This is a genomic window from Shinella sp. H4-D48 (assembly GCF_022637395.1).
Taxonomy (GTDB): domain Bacteria; phylum Pseudomonadota; class Alphaproteobacteria; order Rhizobiales; family Rhizobiaceae; genus Shinella; species Shinella sedimenti.
In genome coordinates this window covers 2,237,760-2,253,559 of sequence record NZ_CP093337.1, presented here as the reverse complement: position 1 = coordinate 2,253,559, position 15,800 = coordinate 2,237,760, and the positions used below count along the sequence as shown (strand labels likewise).

Annotated in this window: 18 protein-coding genes; 5 read left to right on the top strand and 13 right to left on the bottom strand. The window is 63.5% G+C overall.

Annotated features, from left to right (window positions below; translation table 11 throughout):
* Positions 1-28: 28 nt before the first annotated feature.
* A complete protein-coding gene (locus MNR02_RS11125) occupies positions 29-955 on the bottom strand; it encodes a Gfo/Idh/MocA family protein (protein WP_241596726.1) in 927 nt (308 codons plus the stop codon).
* Between the two features lie 248 nt (positions 956-1,203).
* On the opposite strand from MNR02_RS11125, the gene MNR02_RS11120 reads away from it, so the two are divergent.
* Positions 1,204-1,779, top strand: coding sequence for a TRAP transporter small permease subunit (locus tag MNR02_RS11120; protein WP_241946821.1), 576 nt, complete (start codon positions 1,204-1,206; stop codon positions 1,777-1,779).
* Positions 1,776-3,578: a TRAP transporter large permease subunit gene (locus MNR02_RS11115; protein ID WP_241946820.1), complete on the top strand. Its 1,803-nt coding sequence runs from the start codon at positions 1,776-1,778 to the stop codon at positions 3,576-3,578. The genes MNR02_RS11120 and MNR02_RS11115 overlap by 4 nt, the downstream gene beginning before the upstream one ends.
* Positions 3,579-3,698: 120 nt before the next feature.
* Here MNR02_RS11115 and MNR02_RS11110 read toward each other — a convergent pair whose 3' ends face one another.
* The 5 genes from MNR02_RS11110 to MNR02_RS11090 form a co-directional block, all read right to left on the bottom strand.
* Positions 3,699-4,805, bottom strand: a complete 1,107-nt coding sequence (locus MNR02_RS11110; RefSeq protein WP_241946819.1) for a TRAP transporter substrate-binding protein — start codon at positions 4,803-4,805, stop codon at positions 3,699-3,701.
* A 192-nt stretch (positions 4,806-4,997) separates the two neighbouring features.
* Entirely contained in the window at positions 4,998-6,884 is a 1,887-nt protein-coding gene (locus MNR02_RS11105) for an ABC-F family ATP-binding cassette domain-containing protein (protein ID WP_241946818.1), read from the bottom strand.
* A 60-nt stretch (positions 6,885-6,944) separates the two neighbouring features.
* Complete coding sequence (locus tag MNR02_RS11100) at positions 6,945-8,027, bottom strand: GGDEF domain-containing protein (protein WP_241946817.1); 1,083 nt, start codon at positions 8,025-8,027, stop codon at positions 6,945-6,947.
* Positions 8,028-8,205: 178 nt separating this feature from the next.
* Positions 8,206-8,490: a hypothetical protein gene (locus MNR02_RS11095; RefSeq protein WP_241596715.1), complete on the bottom strand. Its 285-nt coding sequence runs from the start codon at positions 8,488-8,490 to the stop codon at positions 8,206-8,208.
* Between the two features lie 191 nt (positions 8,491-8,681).
* A complete protein-coding gene (locus MNR02_RS11090) occupies positions 8,682-9,197 on the bottom strand; it encodes a DinB family protein (protein ID WP_241946816.1) in 516 nt (171 codons plus the stop codon).
* Positions 9,198-9,343: 146 nt separating this feature from the next.
* On the opposite strand from MNR02_RS11090, the gene MNR02_RS11085 reads away from it, so the two are divergent.
* Together MNR02_RS11085 and ndk are read left to right on the top strand one after the other, a co-directional pair.
* Positions 9,344-10,033, top strand: a complete 690-nt coding sequence (locus MNR02_RS11085; protein WP_241946815.1) for a glutathione S-transferase family protein — start codon at positions 9,344-9,346, stop codon at positions 10,031-10,033.
* A 104-nt stretch (positions 10,034-10,137) separates the two neighbouring features.
* Positions 10,138-10,560: a nucleoside-diphosphate kinase gene (gene ndk / locus MNR02_RS11080; RefSeq protein WP_028736091.1), complete on the top strand. Its 423-nt coding sequence runs from the start codon at positions 10,138-10,140 to the stop codon at positions 10,558-10,560.
* Between the two features lie 118 nt (positions 10,561-10,678).
* On the opposite strand, the gene MNR02_RS11075 is transcribed toward ndk, so the two are convergent.
* The 3 genes from MNR02_RS11075 to MNR02_RS11065 form a co-directional block, all read right to left on the bottom strand.
* Complete coding sequence (locus tag MNR02_RS11075) at positions 10,679-11,593, bottom strand: glycosyltransferase family 8 protein (protein ID WP_241946814.1); 915 nt, start codon at positions 11,591-11,593, stop codon at positions 10,679-10,681.
* Between the two features lie 188 nt (positions 11,594-11,781).
* Entirely contained in the window at positions 11,782-12,285 is a 504-nt protein-coding gene (locus MNR02_RS11070) for a hypothetical protein (RefSeq protein ID WP_241946813.1), read from the bottom strand.
* On the bottom strand, positions 12,282-12,836 hold the full coding sequence (locus tag MNR02_RS11065) for a CGNR zinc finger domain-containing protein (protein ID WP_241946812.1): 555 nt from the start codon (positions 12,834-12,836) through the stop codon (positions 12,282-12,284). Before MNR02_RS11065 ends, MNR02_RS11070 begins: the two co-directional genes overlap by 4 nt.
* 63 nt (positions 12,837-12,899) lie before the next feature.
* Here MNR02_RS11065 and MNR02_RS11060 point away from each other — a divergent pair, with 63 nt between their 5' ends.
* Complete coding sequence (locus MNR02_RS11060) at positions 12,900-13,796, top strand: branched-chain amino acid ABC transporter permease (protein WP_241946811.1); 897 nt, start codon at positions 12,900-12,902, stop codon at positions 13,794-13,796.
* A 16-nt stretch (positions 13,797-13,812) separates the two neighbouring features.
* On the opposite strand, the gene MNR02_RS11055 is transcribed toward MNR02_RS11060, so the two are convergent.
* From MNR02_RS11055 to MNR02_RS11040, 4 genes are all read right to left on the bottom strand, one after another.
* Positions 13,813-14,286, bottom strand: a complete 474-nt coding sequence (locus MNR02_RS11055; protein ID WP_241596691.1) for a molybdenum cofactor biosynthesis protein MoaE — start codon at positions 14,284-14,286, stop codon at positions 13,813-13,815.
* 3 nt (positions 14,287-14,289) lie between these two features.
* The gene (gene moaD, locus MNR02_RS11050; RefSeq protein WP_241596689.1) at positions 14,290-14,544 is read right to left on the bottom strand and encodes a molybdopterin converting factor subunit 1; all 255 of its coding nucleotides are present in this window, start codon (positions 14,542-14,544) and stop codon (positions 14,290-14,292) included.
* Between the two features lies 1 nt (position 14,545).
* Complete coding sequence (pgsA, locus tag MNR02_RS11045; RefSeq protein ID WP_241596687.1) at positions 14,546-15,130, bottom strand: CDP-diacylglycerol--glycerol-3-phosphate 3-phosphatidyltransferase; 585 nt, start codon at positions 15,128-15,130, stop codon at positions 14,546-14,548.
* Between the two features lie 142 nt (positions 15,131-15,272).
* The gene (locus MNR02_RS11040; RefSeq protein ID WP_241946810.1) at positions 15,273-15,746 is read right to left on the bottom strand and encodes a hypothetical protein; all 474 of its coding nucleotides are present in this window, start codon (positions 15,744-15,746) and stop codon (positions 15,273-15,275) included.
* Positions 15,747-15,800: the final 54 nt, after the last annotated feature.

Sequence of the window (15,800 nt, the reverse complement as noted above, 5' to 3'; positions counted from 1 at the left end):
CAGAAGGCCCGCCGAAGCGGGCCTTTTCTCAATCGTAGAACATGTCCACGAACTTGCGTCGTCCCAGCATGAAGGCGTCGGCGACATGGCGCAGTGGCGCCAGATCGACATCCGACTGCCCCGCCTTGATGATCTCCGCAAACCGCTTGTAGAGCATCGGATATTCCTGCTCTGGCTCGTCATGCACGAGCTTGCCGTCGATGGAAAGCTTCGCGCCGCCTTCCGAGAGAACCATCTCGCCCGCCTCGGTCTGTGCCACGATGTCCCAGCTCTGCTTACCGGTCTGGCGCCAGTCGAACTCGGCCTTGAGGTCGAGACCCTTCGCGTCCGTGAAGGTGATGGCGGCGGCGATCGGCGCATCCCGGTTCTCCGGGAATTCCAGCGTTGCCTCGGTGATGAAGACCGGCCGCGGCAGGATATGGGTGACGATGGACAGCGCATTGATGCCGGGATCGAACACGCCAAGCCCGCCGGCCTGCCAGATCCAGTCCTGGTTCGGGTGCCAATGGCGCACGTCTTCCTTCCAGATCACCTGCATGGAACGCATCGTCGTGCCGGCCAGAAAGCTCTTCGCAGCCTCGACGGCCGGCGCATAGCGCGAATGCCAGCTGGCGAAGAGCGACAGGCCCTTGGAAGCGGCCAGCGCCTCGAGGTCGGCCACTTCCGAAAGCGTCGCGCCTGGCGGCTTTTCGAGGAAGACGTGCTTGCCGGCCGACAGCGCCTTTTCGGCGGCTTCGTAGCGGTATTGCGGCGGCATGCAGAGCGAAACCGCGTCGATGGCGGGCACGGCCGCAAGCATCTCGTCGATCGACTTGAAATTGTCGATGCCATCGACGACGCCATGCCGGCTTGCGGCGGCGATCAGCTTGTAATCGCCGTTCTTCGCGACGGCCGGAAGATGCTGGTCGCGCACGATCTTGCCGACGCCGACGATTGCGAGATTGATCGCTGCCATGTCTCCACCCTTATTTGTATGATGATTGCGCCGCTGTTTTAGCAGAACGCTTTGCGGCGGCAAGGCGTGTTCGCGCCGATAACTGCCTATTCCTTATGCAGTCGATATCCAGCCAGCCGCGCGGCATTCGTCTTTTGTCTAATAAGGCAGGTGCCGGTCCGGTTTCTGACTTGAAAGCCCCCGCGAAATTGGCACTCTGACCGGGCTGGGCACCATAGAAAAATACGCCACGCGGGGAGGACTATTTCATGAAGACACTGCTGGTTTTCAGCCGGCTGATCGATGCTGTCACGGAAGGTGTCGGCAAGGCGGTCGGCTGGCTCATCCTGATCGCCGTACTCGTCAGCGCCGGCAACGCCGTCGTCCGGAAGGCTTTCAACATCTCATCGAACGCTTGGCTCGAGGCGCAATGGTACCTGTTCGGTGGCGCCTTCATGCTGGCCGCCGCCTACACGCTGGCGCAGAACGAGCACATCCGCATCGACGTGGTCTACGGCAAGTTCTCCCGCCGGGTGCAGCACTGGATCGATCTTCTCGGCCATTGCCTGTTCCTCATGCCCTTCGTGCTTCTGATGATCTATTATCTCGTGCCCTATGTGCTGATGTCCTATCGCTCCGGCGAGGGCTCTTCGAGCGCCGGCGGCCTGATCGTCTGGCCCGCCAAGGCCATCCTTCTTGCGGGCTTCCTGCTTCTGGCCGCGCAGGGCGTGTCGGAGATCATCAAGAAAATCGCGATCATGCGCGGCGACATGGAGGATCCGAGCCCCTATGTGCCCACGCACGCGCCGCTCGATATGGCTGCAGGCGGGGAGAAGGGCGCATGATCGAGTTCATCGCTGAAAACCTCGCACCGATCATGTTCGTGTCGCTGATCGTGTTCCTGCTGCTTGGCTACCCGGTGGCCTTCTCGCTTGCGGCAAACGGTCTGCTCTTCTTCGTCATCGGTGTGGAGCTCGCGCCGCTGTCCGATTCCATCAACCTCTCCTGGCCTTTGCTCAATGCGATGCCTGAACGGCTGTGGGGGGTGATGTCGAACGACACATTGCTCGCCATTCCCTTCTTCACCTTCATGGGGATCGTGCTCGAACGGTCCGGCATGGCCGAGGACTTGCTCGACACGATAGGCCAGCTCTTCGGGCCGATCCGCGGCGGCCTGGCCTATGCGGTCATCTTCGTTGGTGCGCTGCTTGCGGCCACCACCGGCGTCGTCGCCGCCTCGGTCATCGCCATGGGCCTCATCTCGCTGCCCATCATGCTGCGCTATGGTTATGACCGGTCGATCGCGTCGGGCGTCATTGCCGCATCAGGCACGCTCGCCCAGATCATCCCGCCATCGCTCGTCCTGATCGTACTGGCCGACCAGCTCGGCCGCTCCGTCGGCGACATGTATGCCGGCGCGCTGATCCCCGGCCTGATCCTTACCGGGCTTTACATGGGCTACATCTTGCTCATGTCGTTCCTCAAGCGGGATTCCATGCCGGCGCTGCCGCTGGAGGCCCGTTCCCTCGGGTCGGGTGTCACGTCGCTGATCGTCGCGCTCGCGGTGGCTGCCAGCATTGCCTATGCCGCGCATGTCTATCTCTACCCGACGCATGGCGAGAATGCCGATATCCTCGGCGGTACGGTCGGGGTGATCTTCATCTACATCGTGGCGCTGGCCGACAAGGGCCTGAACATCAACATGATGTCGCGGCTCGCCCAGCAGGTCATCATCGTGCTGATCCCGCCCTTGGCGCTGATCTTCCTGGTGCTCGGCACCATCTTTCTCGGCATCGCCACGCCGACGGAGGGCGGTGCCATGGGCGCGGTCGGCGCGCTCGTCATGGCAGCGGCAAAGGGCCGGCTCAATCTGGACGTCATGCGCTCGGCGCTTGCCGCCACCACGCGCCTCTCGTCCTTCGTGCTGTTCATCCTCATCGGTGCGCGCGTCTTCTCGCTCACCTTCTATGGCGTGAACGGGCACCTGTGGGTCGAACACCTGCTGGTTTCCCTGCCGGGCGGCGAGACGGGCTTCCTGATCGCAGTGAACGTGCTGGTCTTCTTCCTGGCGTTCTTCCTCGATTTCTTCGAGCTTGCCTTCATCATCGTGCCGCTGCTCGCACCCGCCGCCGACAGGCTCGGCATCGATCTCATCTGGTTCGGCGTGCTGCTCGGCATCAACATGCAGACGAGCTTCATGCACCCGCCCTTCGGCTTCGCGCTCTTCTACCTGCGCTCGGTCGCCGCCAAGATACCCTATCTCGACAAGGTCACCGGCAAGCGGATGGAACCCGTCACCACCGGCCAGATCTATTGGGGTGCGGTGCCCTTCGTCGGCATCCAGATCCTGATGGTCAGTCTCACCATCATGTTCCCGGGCATGGTCATGCACTACAAGGGCGAGGGCAGCGGTGTCGATCCCGCCACGATCAAGATCGAGGTCCCCGGCTTCGGCGGTAGCGGCAGCGGCGGCGGCCTTGGTCTGCCGGATAATGGCGGCGGTCTTGGCCTCCCGGGCGGCCTGCAATTGCCCGCCGGCAACCCGCTGGACGGCGGCGGCGAGCAGAAGCCCGCCGAAGGCAACCCGCAGGGCAACGAACAGAAACCCGCCACTGACCTCTCCAGTCCGCCGTCGTTCAACTGACGGGGAGGGGCAGCCGGATGGGCACCGCAAAGCGCTGCCCTGTCCGGCGACACTCAAACAAACAGAAACCCCGGAGCGTCGCCGCTCCGGGGTTTTCCATGTCTCGTTCCGACGTGCTGGTTACAGCTTGTTGGCGCGCTGCTGGAGCATCATGAAGGTGTCGTAGTTGTATTCGGCGATCTGCAGGTTGAGATAATATTCCCCGCGGAAGGCCTTGATGGAGTCCCAGATCTTCTTGAAGGTCGGGTTGGAAGCTTCCATCTCGGCATAGACCTCGTTGGCGGCGTCGAAGCAGGCCGAGAGGATTTCCTGGCTGAACGGGCTGAGCTTTGCGCCGGCCGCAACGAGGCGCTTGATCGCTGGCGGGTTCAGCCAGTCGTATTTTTGCAGCATGTCGGCGTCCGTCGCCTGACAGGCCGTGCGCAGCAGCGACTGGTAGGCCTTCGGCAGGCCCTCGAAGGCCGCCTTGTTGAACAGTGCATGCACCGTCGGGCCGCCCTCCCAGAAGCCGGGATAGTAGTAATAAGGCGCTACCTTCACGAAGCCGAGCTTTTCGTCGTCATAGGGCGTCGTCCATTCGGCCGCATCGATCGTGCCCTTTTCCAGCGCCGGGTAGATGTCGCCGCCGGCGATCTGCTGCGGCACGACGCCAAGCTTCTCGACGACCTTGCCGGCGAAGCCGCCGATGCGCATCTTCAGACCCTTGAGGTCGTCGACGGTCTTGATTTCCTTGCGGAACCATCCGCCCATTTGCACGCCGGTATTGCCGCCCGGATAGCCGACCAGGCCCTGCGTGGCGAGGAATTCGTTGAACAGGTCGATGCCGCCGCCATGGTACTGCCAGGCGTTCATGCCGCGCGCGTTCAGCGCAAACGGCACGGCCGCACCCAGCGCCCAGACCGGGTCCTTGCCCCAGTAGTAGTAGGAAACGGTATGCGCGGCTTCCACGGTGCCGGCAGACGCGGCGTCGGCGGCCTGAAGGCCCGGCACGATCTCGCCGGCCGCGAAGACCTGGATCTGGAAATTGCCGTCCGTCGCTTCGGACACGTATCTCGACAGCACCTCCGCGCCGCCGTAAATCGTGTCCAGCGATTTCGGGAACGACGAGGCGAGACGCCAGTTGATCTTCGGGTTGCTTTGCGCGAGGGCCGGCGCAGCGAGTACGGCGGAGGCTGCGCCGCCCACACCTGCTACACCGGCTTTCTTGATGAACGAACGGCGATCCATGGTTTCCTCCCAGTGGCGGGCAGGGCTCCTCAACCCCACCCTTGTGTGACCGGGGAAAGCTAATCATGCCGGCATGTGGGTTTCAAGCGAAGATGGGGCCGGATAAATCCCGCCCGCTACGACTTTCGTCTTAGAGGATGGCGCGCGCGACGCGCTGGTTTCGCAGGCCTTGCGCCGGGCCGGCCGGGTTCGTTATCCGGCCATCGCCTCTTCGTATTCCGCCGAAAGCTCCAGCCACTGTTCCTCGGCCTCGTTGAGCTTGTCGGCGGCCAAGGCGCGCAGCTTGGCCTTCTCGGCGGCCTTGGCCGGGCTCTTCTCGTAGAGCGCGGGGTCCGCAAGTTCTGCGTCAAGCAGTTGAATCTGCTTGTTCAGTTTCGCCGTCAGGGATTCGATTTCATTGATCTTTTTCTTGAGCGGCGCGAATTGCGCACGCCTGTCGGCATTGGCCTTGCGCTGGTCGGCCTTGTTGGCCGTATCGCCGTTCGCCGCCGGCTTGTCCTTGTCGTCGCGCTTGCCGGACTGCACGATGAGGCCGCGATAATCCTCCATATCGCCTTCGAAGGTCTTCACCGTGCCGTTGTTGACCAGCCACAGCCTGTCGACGGTCGCCTCGATCAGGTGCCGGTCGTGCGAGATCAGGATGACGGCGCCCTCGTAATCGTTCAGCGCCTCGATCAGCGCGCGGCGGCTGTCGATGTCGAGATGGTTGGTCGGTTCGTCGAGAATGAGAAGGTTCGGCGCGTCGAAGGCGGCAAGGCCCATCAGCAGCCGCGCTTTTTCACCGCCCGACAGGTCCTTGGCGGGTGTGGACATCTTCTCCGTTGCAAGCCCCATCTGGGCGACGCGGGCGCGCACCTTGGCTTCCGGCGCCTCCGGCATCAGCCGGCGCACGTGCTCGACGGGTGACTGGTCGGGAATGAGGTCGTCCAACTGGTGCTGGGCGAAGAAGCCGATCTTCAGCCCCGGCGCGCGCTTGACCACACCCGATTCCGCTTCCAGCCGCCCCGAGATGAACTTGGCAAAGGTCGATTTGCCGTTGCCGTTCGAGCCGAGCAGCGCGATGCGGTCGTCATTGTCGATGCGCAGGTTGATCTGCTTGAGGATCGGCTTGCCGGGCGTATAGCCCACCGCGCCGCCCTCGATGGCGATGATCGGAGAGGCCGGCTGCCGTTCCGGCTCGGGAAAGGTGATCGGCTGCACCTGGGTCTCGATAACGGCGGAAACCGTGCCCATGCGCTCCAGCGCCTTGATGCGGCTTTGCGCCTGCCGTGCCTTCGTCGCCTTCGCGCGGAAGCGGTCGATGAAGCTTTGCAGGTGCTTGCGCGCGGCGTCGTTCTTGGCCTTCGCCTTCATCTGCAATTCGTCGTTCTCGGCCTTCTGCCGCTCGAACTGGTCGTAGGAGCCGCGATAGAAGGTCAGCTTCTGCTGGTCGAGATGCACGATGGCGTTGACCGCCGTGTTGAGCAGGTCGCGGTCGTGGCTGATGATGATGACGCTGTGCGGATAGCGCCGCACATAGTCTTCCAGCCACAGCGTGCCTTCGAGGTCGAGATAGTTCGTCGGCTCGTCGAGCAAAAGCAGGTCCGGCTCGGAAAACAGCACGGCCGCCAGCGCAACGCGCATGCGCCAGCCGCCGGAAAAGCTTTTCGCCGGCCGCTGCTGCGCCTCGTGGTCGAAGCCCAGGCCGGCAAGAATGCTGGCCGCGCGCGCCTCGGCCGAATGCGCGCCGATATCGGTGAGCCGCGTCTGGATTTCGGCGATGCGGTGCGGGTCGCTTGCCGTTTCCGCCTCTTTCAGCAGGGCGGCGCGTTCCTTGTCGGCGGCCAGCACGATCTCGATCAGCGCATCGTCCGTGCCGGGCGCTTCCTGCGCCACCTGGCCGATGCGCGCATTCTTCGGCAGCGTGATCGTGCCGGCCTCCGGCGAAAGCGCGCCGGTGATGATGCGAAACAGCGTGGACTTGCCGGTGCCGTTGCGCCCGACGAGACCCGCCTTCGTGCCTGAAGGCAGCGAAAGCGACGCGTTGTCGATGAGGAGACGCCCGGCGATGCGGGCGGTGAGGCCGGAAATCGTGATCATGGCGGGTCTATAACCAAATCCCGCGCAAGTGCGAAGCGGTTTTGCGCGCCAGACGCCGTCTCAGGCCGCGGCGCCGCCGCGATAGGTGCGGCCAGCCCGCTCGGCCACCTCCGCGGAGTAGATGCGCAGCGCAATTCCCGTCTCCGCTGCGTACGCCAGCGCCTGGTCGGCCTGTTCGTAGAGCGTGACGGGTGTCGTTGCCGAATCGGTCATTGAAACGCCGGCTGTCAGCGTCAGGAAGCCGGCCGGCAGTTCGCGGTCGAGGAAGGGAAACGGCATTTCCGCCACCTTGTCGGCCACCCTTCGGGCAATGCCGGCGGCGATCTCGCGCGTGACATCGCACAGCAGCAGGCAGAAGAGGTCTGGCCCGGTGCGCGCGACGAGGTCGTTCTTCTTCACCGACTGGCGAAAGATGGTCGCCAGTCGCTTGACCGTCTTCTCGTCAGATCCGCCGGCATGGCTTTCGGCGAATTTCCGAAGCTGCTCGACGCGGAAGACCAGCAGCGCGGAGGTGCCCGCCGCAGCCTTGTCGTCGAAGATACCGTTTAGATGGCTAAGCAGTGCGGCCTTGTTCGCAAGCCCCGTCACAGGATCGTGCGTCAGCGCGTCACGGCTTATGGCAAGGCCGGAGCGCAGGCTGTCGAGATGGCATTGCAGGTCGCCGATGCGGGCGGCAGCGGTCCGGTCGGCGCCGAGAATATCCTGCATGAGGGAAAGAAGCCGCGTCGCATCGCTGGCGAAGTCTGAAATGCCGAGCACCGGGTCGCGCTTCATGCGGGCGGCGATTTCCTCCAGTTCCTGCACGGCGACGGCGCGCTGGCGCTGGCTCTCCTCGGCGGTTTTGGCGATTTCGCAGAGCACGCGCACGGCGTCGTCGGCCGCCTTGCCGGCCGCCAGCGCATTGTGGCTGGGCAACGCATGCCGTAGCGCGATGGCGTCGAGCGAAAGCTGGTCGGGCGTCCTGCCCAGCGCCGCGATCTCCCGCGCCACCCCGGCATTGCCGTTCAGCGCTTCGAACAACAGCTCGTAATTGCGCGGAAGCGCTGCGATGCCGAGGTTCGCCATCAGCTGCGCGATGCGCGCCGCGATCGGCGGAACGACCTGTTGTATGTCCTTTGAAGCGGTGGACGCCTTGCTGTTCATGAAACGCCGTCGGTTCGGCGCGGGCCAGTGGGCCCACGCGCAGGAATTGTCGGCGTAACTATCGGATTGTGCGGTTAATTTTACGTTCGCTCACGAACGATGGGCCGTCTCCTGACGATTGCCGGGTCCAGCGGGTGTATCGCGGTGAAACACCCGGCTATGGACGCCGGCCGCTCCGTCAGGCGGTGCGTCGCGCCAGCGGCAGGGCCCGCATCACCTGGCCGATCACGTTCAGGCGTTGCTTCTTGGCGGTTCGCAGGGCGCGGTTCTGCTGCAGGTCGCGCAGCGCCGCCGCATAGCCTTCCGCGCGCGCATCCTTCAGCGCCACCTCGAAGGTCTGTTCAATGACCGGGTAGCACTCCTCCGGCAGGTAGGCATTCGGGGCGTCGGTGCCGTAGACACGCGCCATCTTGCAAAGCGTACTGCCGAGCAGGGCGGCCCACTCTTCGTTCGTTCTTGCCATAAGCTTTCCTCTCATCGGGCGAGGCACGCGCCATGAGCGTGGCCCCAACGGAAGCGACTATGCTGCCACCGATCGCCGCGTGGCTGTCACCTGGGTGACACGCACGCGGCAGCCCCCGAAATCGGTGTCGAGCGCTTCCATATTCCTCAACTGTATCACTACTATTGCAGGAGTCGACCCGTCGACGCACCTCAGATGTGCAGAAAAGCCTTTCCCTCGCTGCGGACGAAATAGACGAGGTCGAGTGGCACGCTCGGTCCGCCCAGTGCCGTCAGCATGGCATGGCATTGTCCGCGATGGTGGGTCTGGTGGTTGAAGACATGGGTAAGCGCAAGGCCGAGCGGGTGGGTTATGTTGCCCGGATTGCTGAGCGGGCTGTAGGTCACGTCGGCGGCAATCTGCGCTTCGCTCAGCGAATCGATGAAAGCGGCAATTCGTTCGTCCTCCGCCGTCCGTGCCGCATGAAGCCCTGCGAAATCCTCGTGCAGGATGGCGTCGAGACTGGTCGGCGCGTCGCCTGCGCCTGTGAAGCGCTTCAGCCAGATGCGGTCGGCGGCGAGCAGATGGTTGAGCGTTCCGTGTATCGAGCCGAAGAACGCGCCGAGATCGCGGCGATAGTCCGCGTCATCCAGCCTGGCGACGGCATCGTAGAGCCTGGCGTTCGCCCAGCTGTTATAGGCGCTGAACATGCGGTAGTGATCGTGCATCTGGTTCTCCTTGAAACGGCCAGTATAAAGCGCCGCGCATTCGGCGGATGAATGCAATGCATGAAATTATCTGATTTGAAGCCGCAAATTATCTGATTTGCAGCCGCGCCCGCCATGCGTTTCAATGCGCTGAACGGAGGCTTCCCATGACCCGACTGCTTTATGCCCTTGCCGGCGCCGACAAGGCCCGCCAATTCTCACCCCATGTGTGGAAGACGGTAATGTCGCTTGCCCACAAGGGGCTGGATTACCAGACTGTCTGCGTCGGTTTCACCGAAATACCGGCAATCGAAAACGGCGTGACCGCGACGGTGCCACTGCTGCGCGATGGCGACAGGCTCGTGCGCGACAGTTTCGATATCGCCCTTTATCTCGATGAAGCCTATCCGGATCGCCCCACGCTGTTCGGCGGCCAGGGCGGCAAGGCGATGGCGCGCTTCATAGAGGCATGGTCGCAGTCGACCCTGCATATGGCTATAACCCGCATCGCGATCCTGGATATTCACAACCTGCTCGGCCCCGTCGACCGGGATTATTTCCGCCGCAGCCGCGAGGAGCGCCTGGGCGCATCACTCGAAGATATCGCCGCGGCCGGAAAGCAGGAGATCGAAGGCTTCGCCAGGAAGCTCCAGCCGCTGCGCAACATGCTGAAGGTGCAGCCGTTCATCGGCGGCGATGGCCCGCTTTTTGCCGACTATATCGTCTTCGGCGCCCTGCAATGGCTGCGTACCACATCGGGCGCGAAGGTGCTGGAGGCCGAGGATCCGGTGGCCCTGTGGTTCGAGCGTTGCCTCGATCTGCACGGCAGTGCGGGACGGCGTGTGACGGCGGCATGAAAGTTTTGTGCTGAAAACGCCAAACACCGCCACCCCCTTGTTTTGCCGGGCATTGGCAGCTATTGAACCGCCACTTTCACCGGAAAACCAAGGGAAACCTAAAAATGGCGATTGAACGCACCTTTTCGATGATCAAGCCGGACGCGACGAAGCGCAACCTCACCGGCGCCATCACCAAGATGCTCGAAGACGCAGGCCTGCGCGTCGTGGCGTCCAAGCGCGTCTGGATGAGCAAGCGGGAAGCCGAAGGCTTCTACGCCGTGCACAAGGAACGTCCCTTCTTCGGCGAGCTCGTCGAAGGCATGACCTCCGGCCCGACGATCGTCCAGGTTCTCGAAGGCGAGAACGCGATCCTCAAGAACCGTGAAATCATGGGCGCCACCAACCCGGCCAACGCCGACGAAGGCACTATCCGCAAGACCCACGCTCTCTCCATCGGCGAGAACTCGGTCCACGGCTCGGACGCCCCGGAAACCGCTGCCCAGGAAATCAAGTACTGGTTCTCCGACACCGAAATCGTCGGCTGAATCAATTCCTCCGGCTCCGGTCGGAAAGCATTGAAATGATTCGAAAACCGGGACCGAAAGGCCCCGGTTTTTTATTGCGATGCGATATCTGCGTTGGCGTTATCCGGGGCGCGCACCATCAACGAAAATGGGCGCGAACCTTGGCGATCTTCGGTAATGTCGTCAGCACTGTGGAATAGTGGCCGGCAAAGCTCGCCATATTGTCGGTAAGTGACGAGGCCTTGCAGAAAGACGCCCAAGTGGTGCCTTCAAGTGCCCGGCGATAGAACGCCTTCATCCGCCGGTGCGTCCACGGCATCACGGCCTGCCATGGCTTCTTGCGTCCGGTAAAATGCACGATGGCCGGCTGTTCGATGAAGGGCAGGATACCGGTCTGAGCGTTGTAACGTGCATCGAGACGATGCCAGTTTCCATCATAGGCGATGTTCAGCACGTCCTGATCGTGCGACGGAAACCGCTCCGGCTCGCGTTCGAAGGTCTCACGTGCCTTCCGGATCAGGCCGTCCTCGACGCTTTTCTTCCAGTCGAACAACAGAACCCCGGCATTGAAATATCGCCCGCCGCTCTTCAGTCCGATCCTTTGCTGCCTGCGATCTATCTTCTCCGGAAAAGCCATGACGTAGTCGTCGACCGCACCGAGTGCCTTGCCGTCGAGGTCTGCCTGGAAAAGCTCATCCAGTGACGCCACGGCGACCGCATCCGCATCGATGTAGAGAAGCCGGTCGATATTACCGGGGACAATGAGATCCATGTAAAGCCGCGCGAGCGTCGCGCGCGACCAGCGGCCGAATGCGGGCTCATCCGTCCTCGGCGTCGGATCGGGCAGGACATCGATTGTGAGCGAATGCCGTTTTGCGAAGGCGGCGATTTCCTGGAGTTGCTTCTCTTCCGCGCCGAGTGCCAGCAGCAGAAGTTTCGCATTTATGGCCTTCAGGTTGTTGTGGATCGACAGCAAGGCACAGCAGGCGGCCGGCAGCATGTTGGCGTCGGCGCAAGCGATCGCACCATAATTCAGAGCGGGGGCTGGGGACATGAAGACGGCACTCCGACCGGGCAGGGCATGAAACGGGTGGTCGGTCGCGCGGGCAAACCGCCGGGAGCGTCAATATACGATGTCGCAACGGTTCGGAAGAGACAGCGTTGGAAACGCACCGATTGAATTGCGCATCGCGTTGTTCTTGCTGGGATTGCGGTGCTGCCGCATCCGCATTTTCTTCGGTCTCAGCCGGCACACGTCGCCGTCTCGAAATGCGCCGGTGCCTTGCCGTCCTTGAAGACCGCGGGGTTTTTCTCATAGGCGGGGCCGATGACGAGGGGTTTGGCGGGCAGGATGTCCTGGTCGAGGCTGGAGGTCACCTGCGTTTCCAACGATTGCAGTTGCTCTCCGTCCGGCCCCAGCACACGGATCGACACCCTGTAGGGATGGTTCTTTTTCACGCAGGTGACGTCAGGGCTTTCCAGCACGACGCGCGGCAGGCTGGCGAAGAGTTTGCGCTCCAGCGTCAGCGGTGCGCCGCCGGCCGGGTTCTCGAATTCGGCCCGCACGATCGATCCCTCGGCCAGAGGCTGCGTCTTCTCCAGCGTCACCAGATAGGTCGCATAGGCCAGCCTGTAGTTGAAGACGAACATCTTGCCCGTCAGCTTAAGCGGATCGGGGCCGGTTTCGCGCTGGCAGGCGGCGAGAAGCAGGGCGAGGGGGAGCAGCACAAGCAGAGCCCGTTTCATCGTCCCTGGTCTCCGCGCCGGCGGCGATAGTGGCGGCTCGCCTTCACCCGGTTGCCGCACACCGCCATGTCGCACCAGGCGCGCGAGCGGTTGCGGCTGCGGTCGATGAACAGCCAGCGGCAGTTCGGGCAGATCTTCAGCCGGTCGGGTTCCGACTGCGCCAGCAGCAGCAGCGCCGAGCGCGCTGTCGCGGTATCCAGCGCCTGCGGACGCGCGCCGGATCGGCGCAGCGTCGCGGCGATCGCCTCCAGCAGGTCCGAGAGCAGGTCCGGCGTTCCCGTACCTTCGATTTCGGCACGGAAATGCGCGTCGATCGCCTCGCGCAGCGCGACAAGCCCGTTGCGTGCATCCTCCCGCACCGGCGCCAGCGCGCCGAACAGATCGCGCTCGGCCCCGTAATTACTCGCTCCGGCGCAAAAGGCATCCATGGCGGCGGGATCGGCGAACCGGTCGATCCGCCGCGCCGGGTCGTCGCGCAGCACGACGGCGTTAGCGACATCGAGCGCCAGTGCGCCACCGGAAAAACGATGCGGGGTCCAGGAAAAGGTCATGCGATATTCTAACTGGTAAAAGCGATTTTGCCAGTTATAATTTCCGCGCATCGGGGAAGCGCCATGGCCTATTTTCTTCAGCAGATTGCCAATGCCGCGCCCGTATCGGCACTCTATGCGGTGCTCGCCTTTGGCTATTCCATCGCCTTCGCCGTGACCCGCCGCGCCGATATCGCCTACGGTGCGCTCTTCGCGTTCTCGGCCCAGCTCTTCGTGCTGTTTTCCGGTTACGGGTGGAACCAGCTCTGGCTCGTCCTGCCCGCCGCGCTCGGCTTCGGCGCGGTCTGCGCGCTGCTCTACAGCCTGGGCGCGGCCGTTCTGATCGGTCGCCACGTCATGCGTCCGCTCGCCTTTTCCTCCGACAATACGGTCGTGGTGGCCGCGCTGGGCGTGGTGCTCGTGCTCATGGAGACGGCACGGCTGGCATCGGATGCGCGCAGTCTTTGGCTGCCGCCGCTGCTCGCGACGCCGGTCGTCTTCTGGAGCGACGCCGCATTCCCCGTGGCGCTCACCGTGCTGCAACTGGCGAACACGCTTGCCATGCTTGCCATGATCGCGATCGGCGCGGTCTTCCTCGCCCATTCCCGCTGGGGCCGCCGCTGGCGCGCGGTCTCGCAGGACAGGCGAGCGGCGGAACTCTGCGGCATCGATTCGGCGGGCGTCTACCTTTCCGCCTATGCGCTGGCGGCGCTGTTCGCCAGTCTCACCGGCATGCTTGCCGTCTCCTATTACGGCAACATGGATTTCGGCGCAGGGTTGGTCTTCGGCGTGAAGGTGTTGTTCATCGCTGCACTCGGCGGGGCGGGAAACCCCTTGCGGTCGGCCCTCGGCGGCGCGGCCATCGGTCTTGCCGAAACGGTGTGGAGCGCCTATGGCGCCTTCCTCTGGCGCGACGTCGTCGTCATCGCCGCGCTGGTGCTGCTTCTGATTTTTTTCCGGCGCGAGCGGCCCGTCGTGTAAGCAACGTGCCGTGCAGCTACGACCACTTTTCCAGCGCGGTGTCGTCGCTGTCCTTCGCCTCCACCCAGCCGCCTTCGGAACCGTCGGCGAAGTGCTCCTTCTTCCAGAAGGGTGCGGAGGTCTTGAGATAATCCATCACGAAGGACGCGCCGTCGAAGGCGGCGTGACGATGCGGTGCGGCGGCAATCACAAGCACGATGTTTTGCCCTGGCGTGATCCGCCCCACCCGATGGATGGCGGCGATGCCCAAAAGCGAAAAGCGCGTGACGGCCGCAAGGCAGATGCGCTCTATCTCGGCCTCTGCCATGCCGGGATAGTGTTCCAGTTCCAGTGCGGAGAGACGGCCGCCTTCGTCGCGGCAAAGCCCGGTGAAGCTGACGATGGCGCCGGCCGAGGCGCCTCCCGCCACAAGACGCGCCGTTTCGGCCGCCACGTCGAAATCATCGCGCTGCACACGCACGATCACCGGGGCAGGGGCCGCGCCGGCCACCGTTCAGCCCCCCGTCATCGGCGGAAACAGCGCGATCTCGCGCGCGCCGGCAATCGGCTCGTCGTGCTCGACATGCTCCTGGTTGATGGCGATGCGGATGACGTTTTCATGCTCCAGCGCATGGGCATAGCCGTCGCCGAGCGTCTTGAGATGGGCGAGAAGGTCTGCCCCCGTCGTTACGTCGGCGGGCAGGTCGATGTCTTCCTCGCCCTTGCCGATCCGCTCGCGCACCCAGGCGAAATAGACGAGCCGCGTCATCTTACTCGTCCACGATGTGCTTCAGGCCGACGCGGAAATAGTCGTAGCCCGTATACATGGTGATCGCTGCGGCAATCCACAGCAGCGTAATGCCGATCTCGGTGGTGTAGGGCAGCACCTGGTCGCCGGCCGGGCCGGCCAGCAGGAAGGCGATGGCGAACATCTGGATCGCGGTCTTCCACTTGGCGATGCGCGTCACCGGCACGCTGACCTTGAGGTCGGCGAGATATTCGCGCAGGCCCGACACCAGGATCTCGCGGCACAGGATGATGATCGCCGCCCAGATCGTCCAGCCGGCAATGGTGCCGTCGGCGGCCATCAGCAGCAGAACGGAGGCGACCAGCAGCTTGTCGGCGATCGGGTCAAGCATGCGGCCGATATTGGAGGTCTGGTTCCAGATGCGCGCGAGATAGCCGTCCAGATAGTCCGTGATCGATGCCACGGCGAAGAGGACGAGCGCCGTCCACCGCGCGAAATCCGATGATTCGAGCCGCCCTTCGATGAAGAAGCACAGAACGATCAGCGGCACCGCGACAATGCGGGCGTAGGTCAGGAGGTTGGGTATGCTGTATGCGCGGGAAGCCATGGATTTTCAGTCTCTCGATTTCTGGCTAGAAGATGTGTTTGTAGGAGTGACGTCAACCTTTGTTTCGGGCAATTCTTGGCGAATTTACGGAGCAGGGCACAATGACGCGGCAAGAGGCCCCTGCAAGCCCGCAAAACGGGTGTCACATCGGCGGCGAACCGTCTGTCGTGAACGATGCGGAGAACGTGCCGCCCTCCGAAAACGTGCCCTCGCAGGCGATGGTCATCGGTCCCTTCATGGGATTGCCGAAGCCGCATGTCCCGCGCGCCGGGAAGACATCCGGCGCGTCCGGTCTGTCCTTGCGCGTCATCAGCACCTTGTCGAGGTGTATAACGTCCGTGTCGGGTGTCGGGTTCTCGCCGTCCATGCCGGAGAAGCTGACGACGGTGCCGTCCGACAGCAGGAAATAGAAGCTGACTCGCTCGTCCGGATAGGCGACGTTCACAACCTTGGTCGAGCAGGCGGCGGTCAGATCGCGTTCGCCCACGAGCAGCCGGCCGCAATGTCCCGTCACGCTGACCATCTGGGCATTGCCCAGCGTCGTCTGCGCGCCGGCGGCGGTGGCCAGCAGGGTCATGCCGGCGGCCAGGAGTGCTCTTGGGTGAAAGACAGTCATTGCGCCTCGCTGTCGGTTGGAGCGTGGGGTCATGTTGACCCGGCGGTGGGGCGT

What these genes read in the sequence shown, in the direction of transcription:
- MNR02_RS11125 (WP_241596726.1), bottom strand. Translation starts at nt 955, where the DNA reads ATGGCAGCGATCAATCTCGCAATCGTCGGCGTCGGCAAGATCGTGCGC.
- MNR02_RS11120 (WP_241946821.1), top strand. Translation starts at nt 1,204, where the DNA reads ATGAAGACACTGCTGGTTTTCAGCCGGCTGATCGATGCTGTCACGGAA.
- MNR02_RS11115 (WP_241946820.1), top strand. Translation starts at nt 1,776, where the DNA reads ATGATCGAGTTCATCGCTGAAAACCTCGCACCGATCATGTTCGTGTCG.
- MNR02_RS11110 (WP_241946819.1), bottom strand. Translation starts at nt 4,805, where the DNA reads ATGGATCGCCGTTCGTTCATCAAGAAAGCCGGTGTAGCAGGTGTGGGC.
- MNR02_RS11105 (WP_241946818.1), bottom strand. Translation starts at nt 6,884, where the DNA reads ATGATCACGATTTCCGGCCTCACCGCCCGCATCGCCGGGCGTCTCCTC.
- MNR02_RS11100 (WP_241946817.1), bottom strand. Translation starts at nt 8,027, where the DNA reads ATGAACAGCAAGGCGTCCACCGCTTCAAAGGACATACAACAGGTCGTT.
- MNR02_RS11095 (WP_241596715.1), bottom strand. Translation starts at nt 8,490, where the DNA reads ATGGCAAGAACGAACGAAGAGTGGGCCGCCCTGCTCGGCAGTACGCTT.
- MNR02_RS11090 (WP_241946816.1), bottom strand. Translation starts at nt 9,197, where the DNA reads ATGCACGATCACTACCGCATGTTCAGCGCCTATAACAGCTGGGCGAAC.
- MNR02_RS11085 (WP_241946815.1), top strand. Translation starts at nt 9,344, where the DNA reads ATGACCCGACTGCTTTATGCCCTTGCCGGCGCCGACAAGGCCCGCCAA.
- ndk (WP_028736091.1), top strand. Translation starts at nt 10,138, where the DNA reads ATGGCGATTGAACGCACCTTTTCGATGATCAAGCCGGACGCGACGAAG.
- MNR02_RS11075 (WP_241946814.1), bottom strand. Translation starts at nt 11,593, where the DNA reads ATGTCCCCAGCCCCCGCTCTGAATTATGGTGCGATCGCTTGCGCCGAC.
- MNR02_RS11070 (WP_241946813.1), bottom strand. Translation starts at nt 12,285, where the DNA reads ATGAAACGGGCTCTGCTTGTGCTGCTCCCCCTCGCCCTGCTTCTCGCC.
- MNR02_RS11065 (WP_241946812.1), bottom strand. Translation starts at nt 12,836, where the DNA reads ATGACCTTTTCCTGGACCCCGCATCGTTTTTCCGGTGGCGCACTGGCG.
- MNR02_RS11060 (WP_241946811.1), top strand. Translation starts at nt 12,900, where the DNA reads ATGGCCTATTTTCTTCAGCAGATTGCCAATGCCGCGCCCGTATCGGCA.
- moaD (WP_241596689.1), bottom strand. Translation starts at nt 14,544, where the DNA reads ATGACGCGGCTCGTCTATTTCGCCTGGGTGCGCGAGCGGATCGGCAAG.
- pgsA (WP_241596687.1), bottom strand. Translation starts at nt 15,130, where the DNA reads ATGGCTTCCCGCGCATACAGCATACCCAACCTCCTGACCTACGCCCGC.
- MNR02_RS11040 (WP_241946810.1), bottom strand. Translation starts at nt 15,746, where the DNA reads ATGACTGTCTTTCACCCAAGAGCACTCCTGGCCGCCGGCATGACCCTG.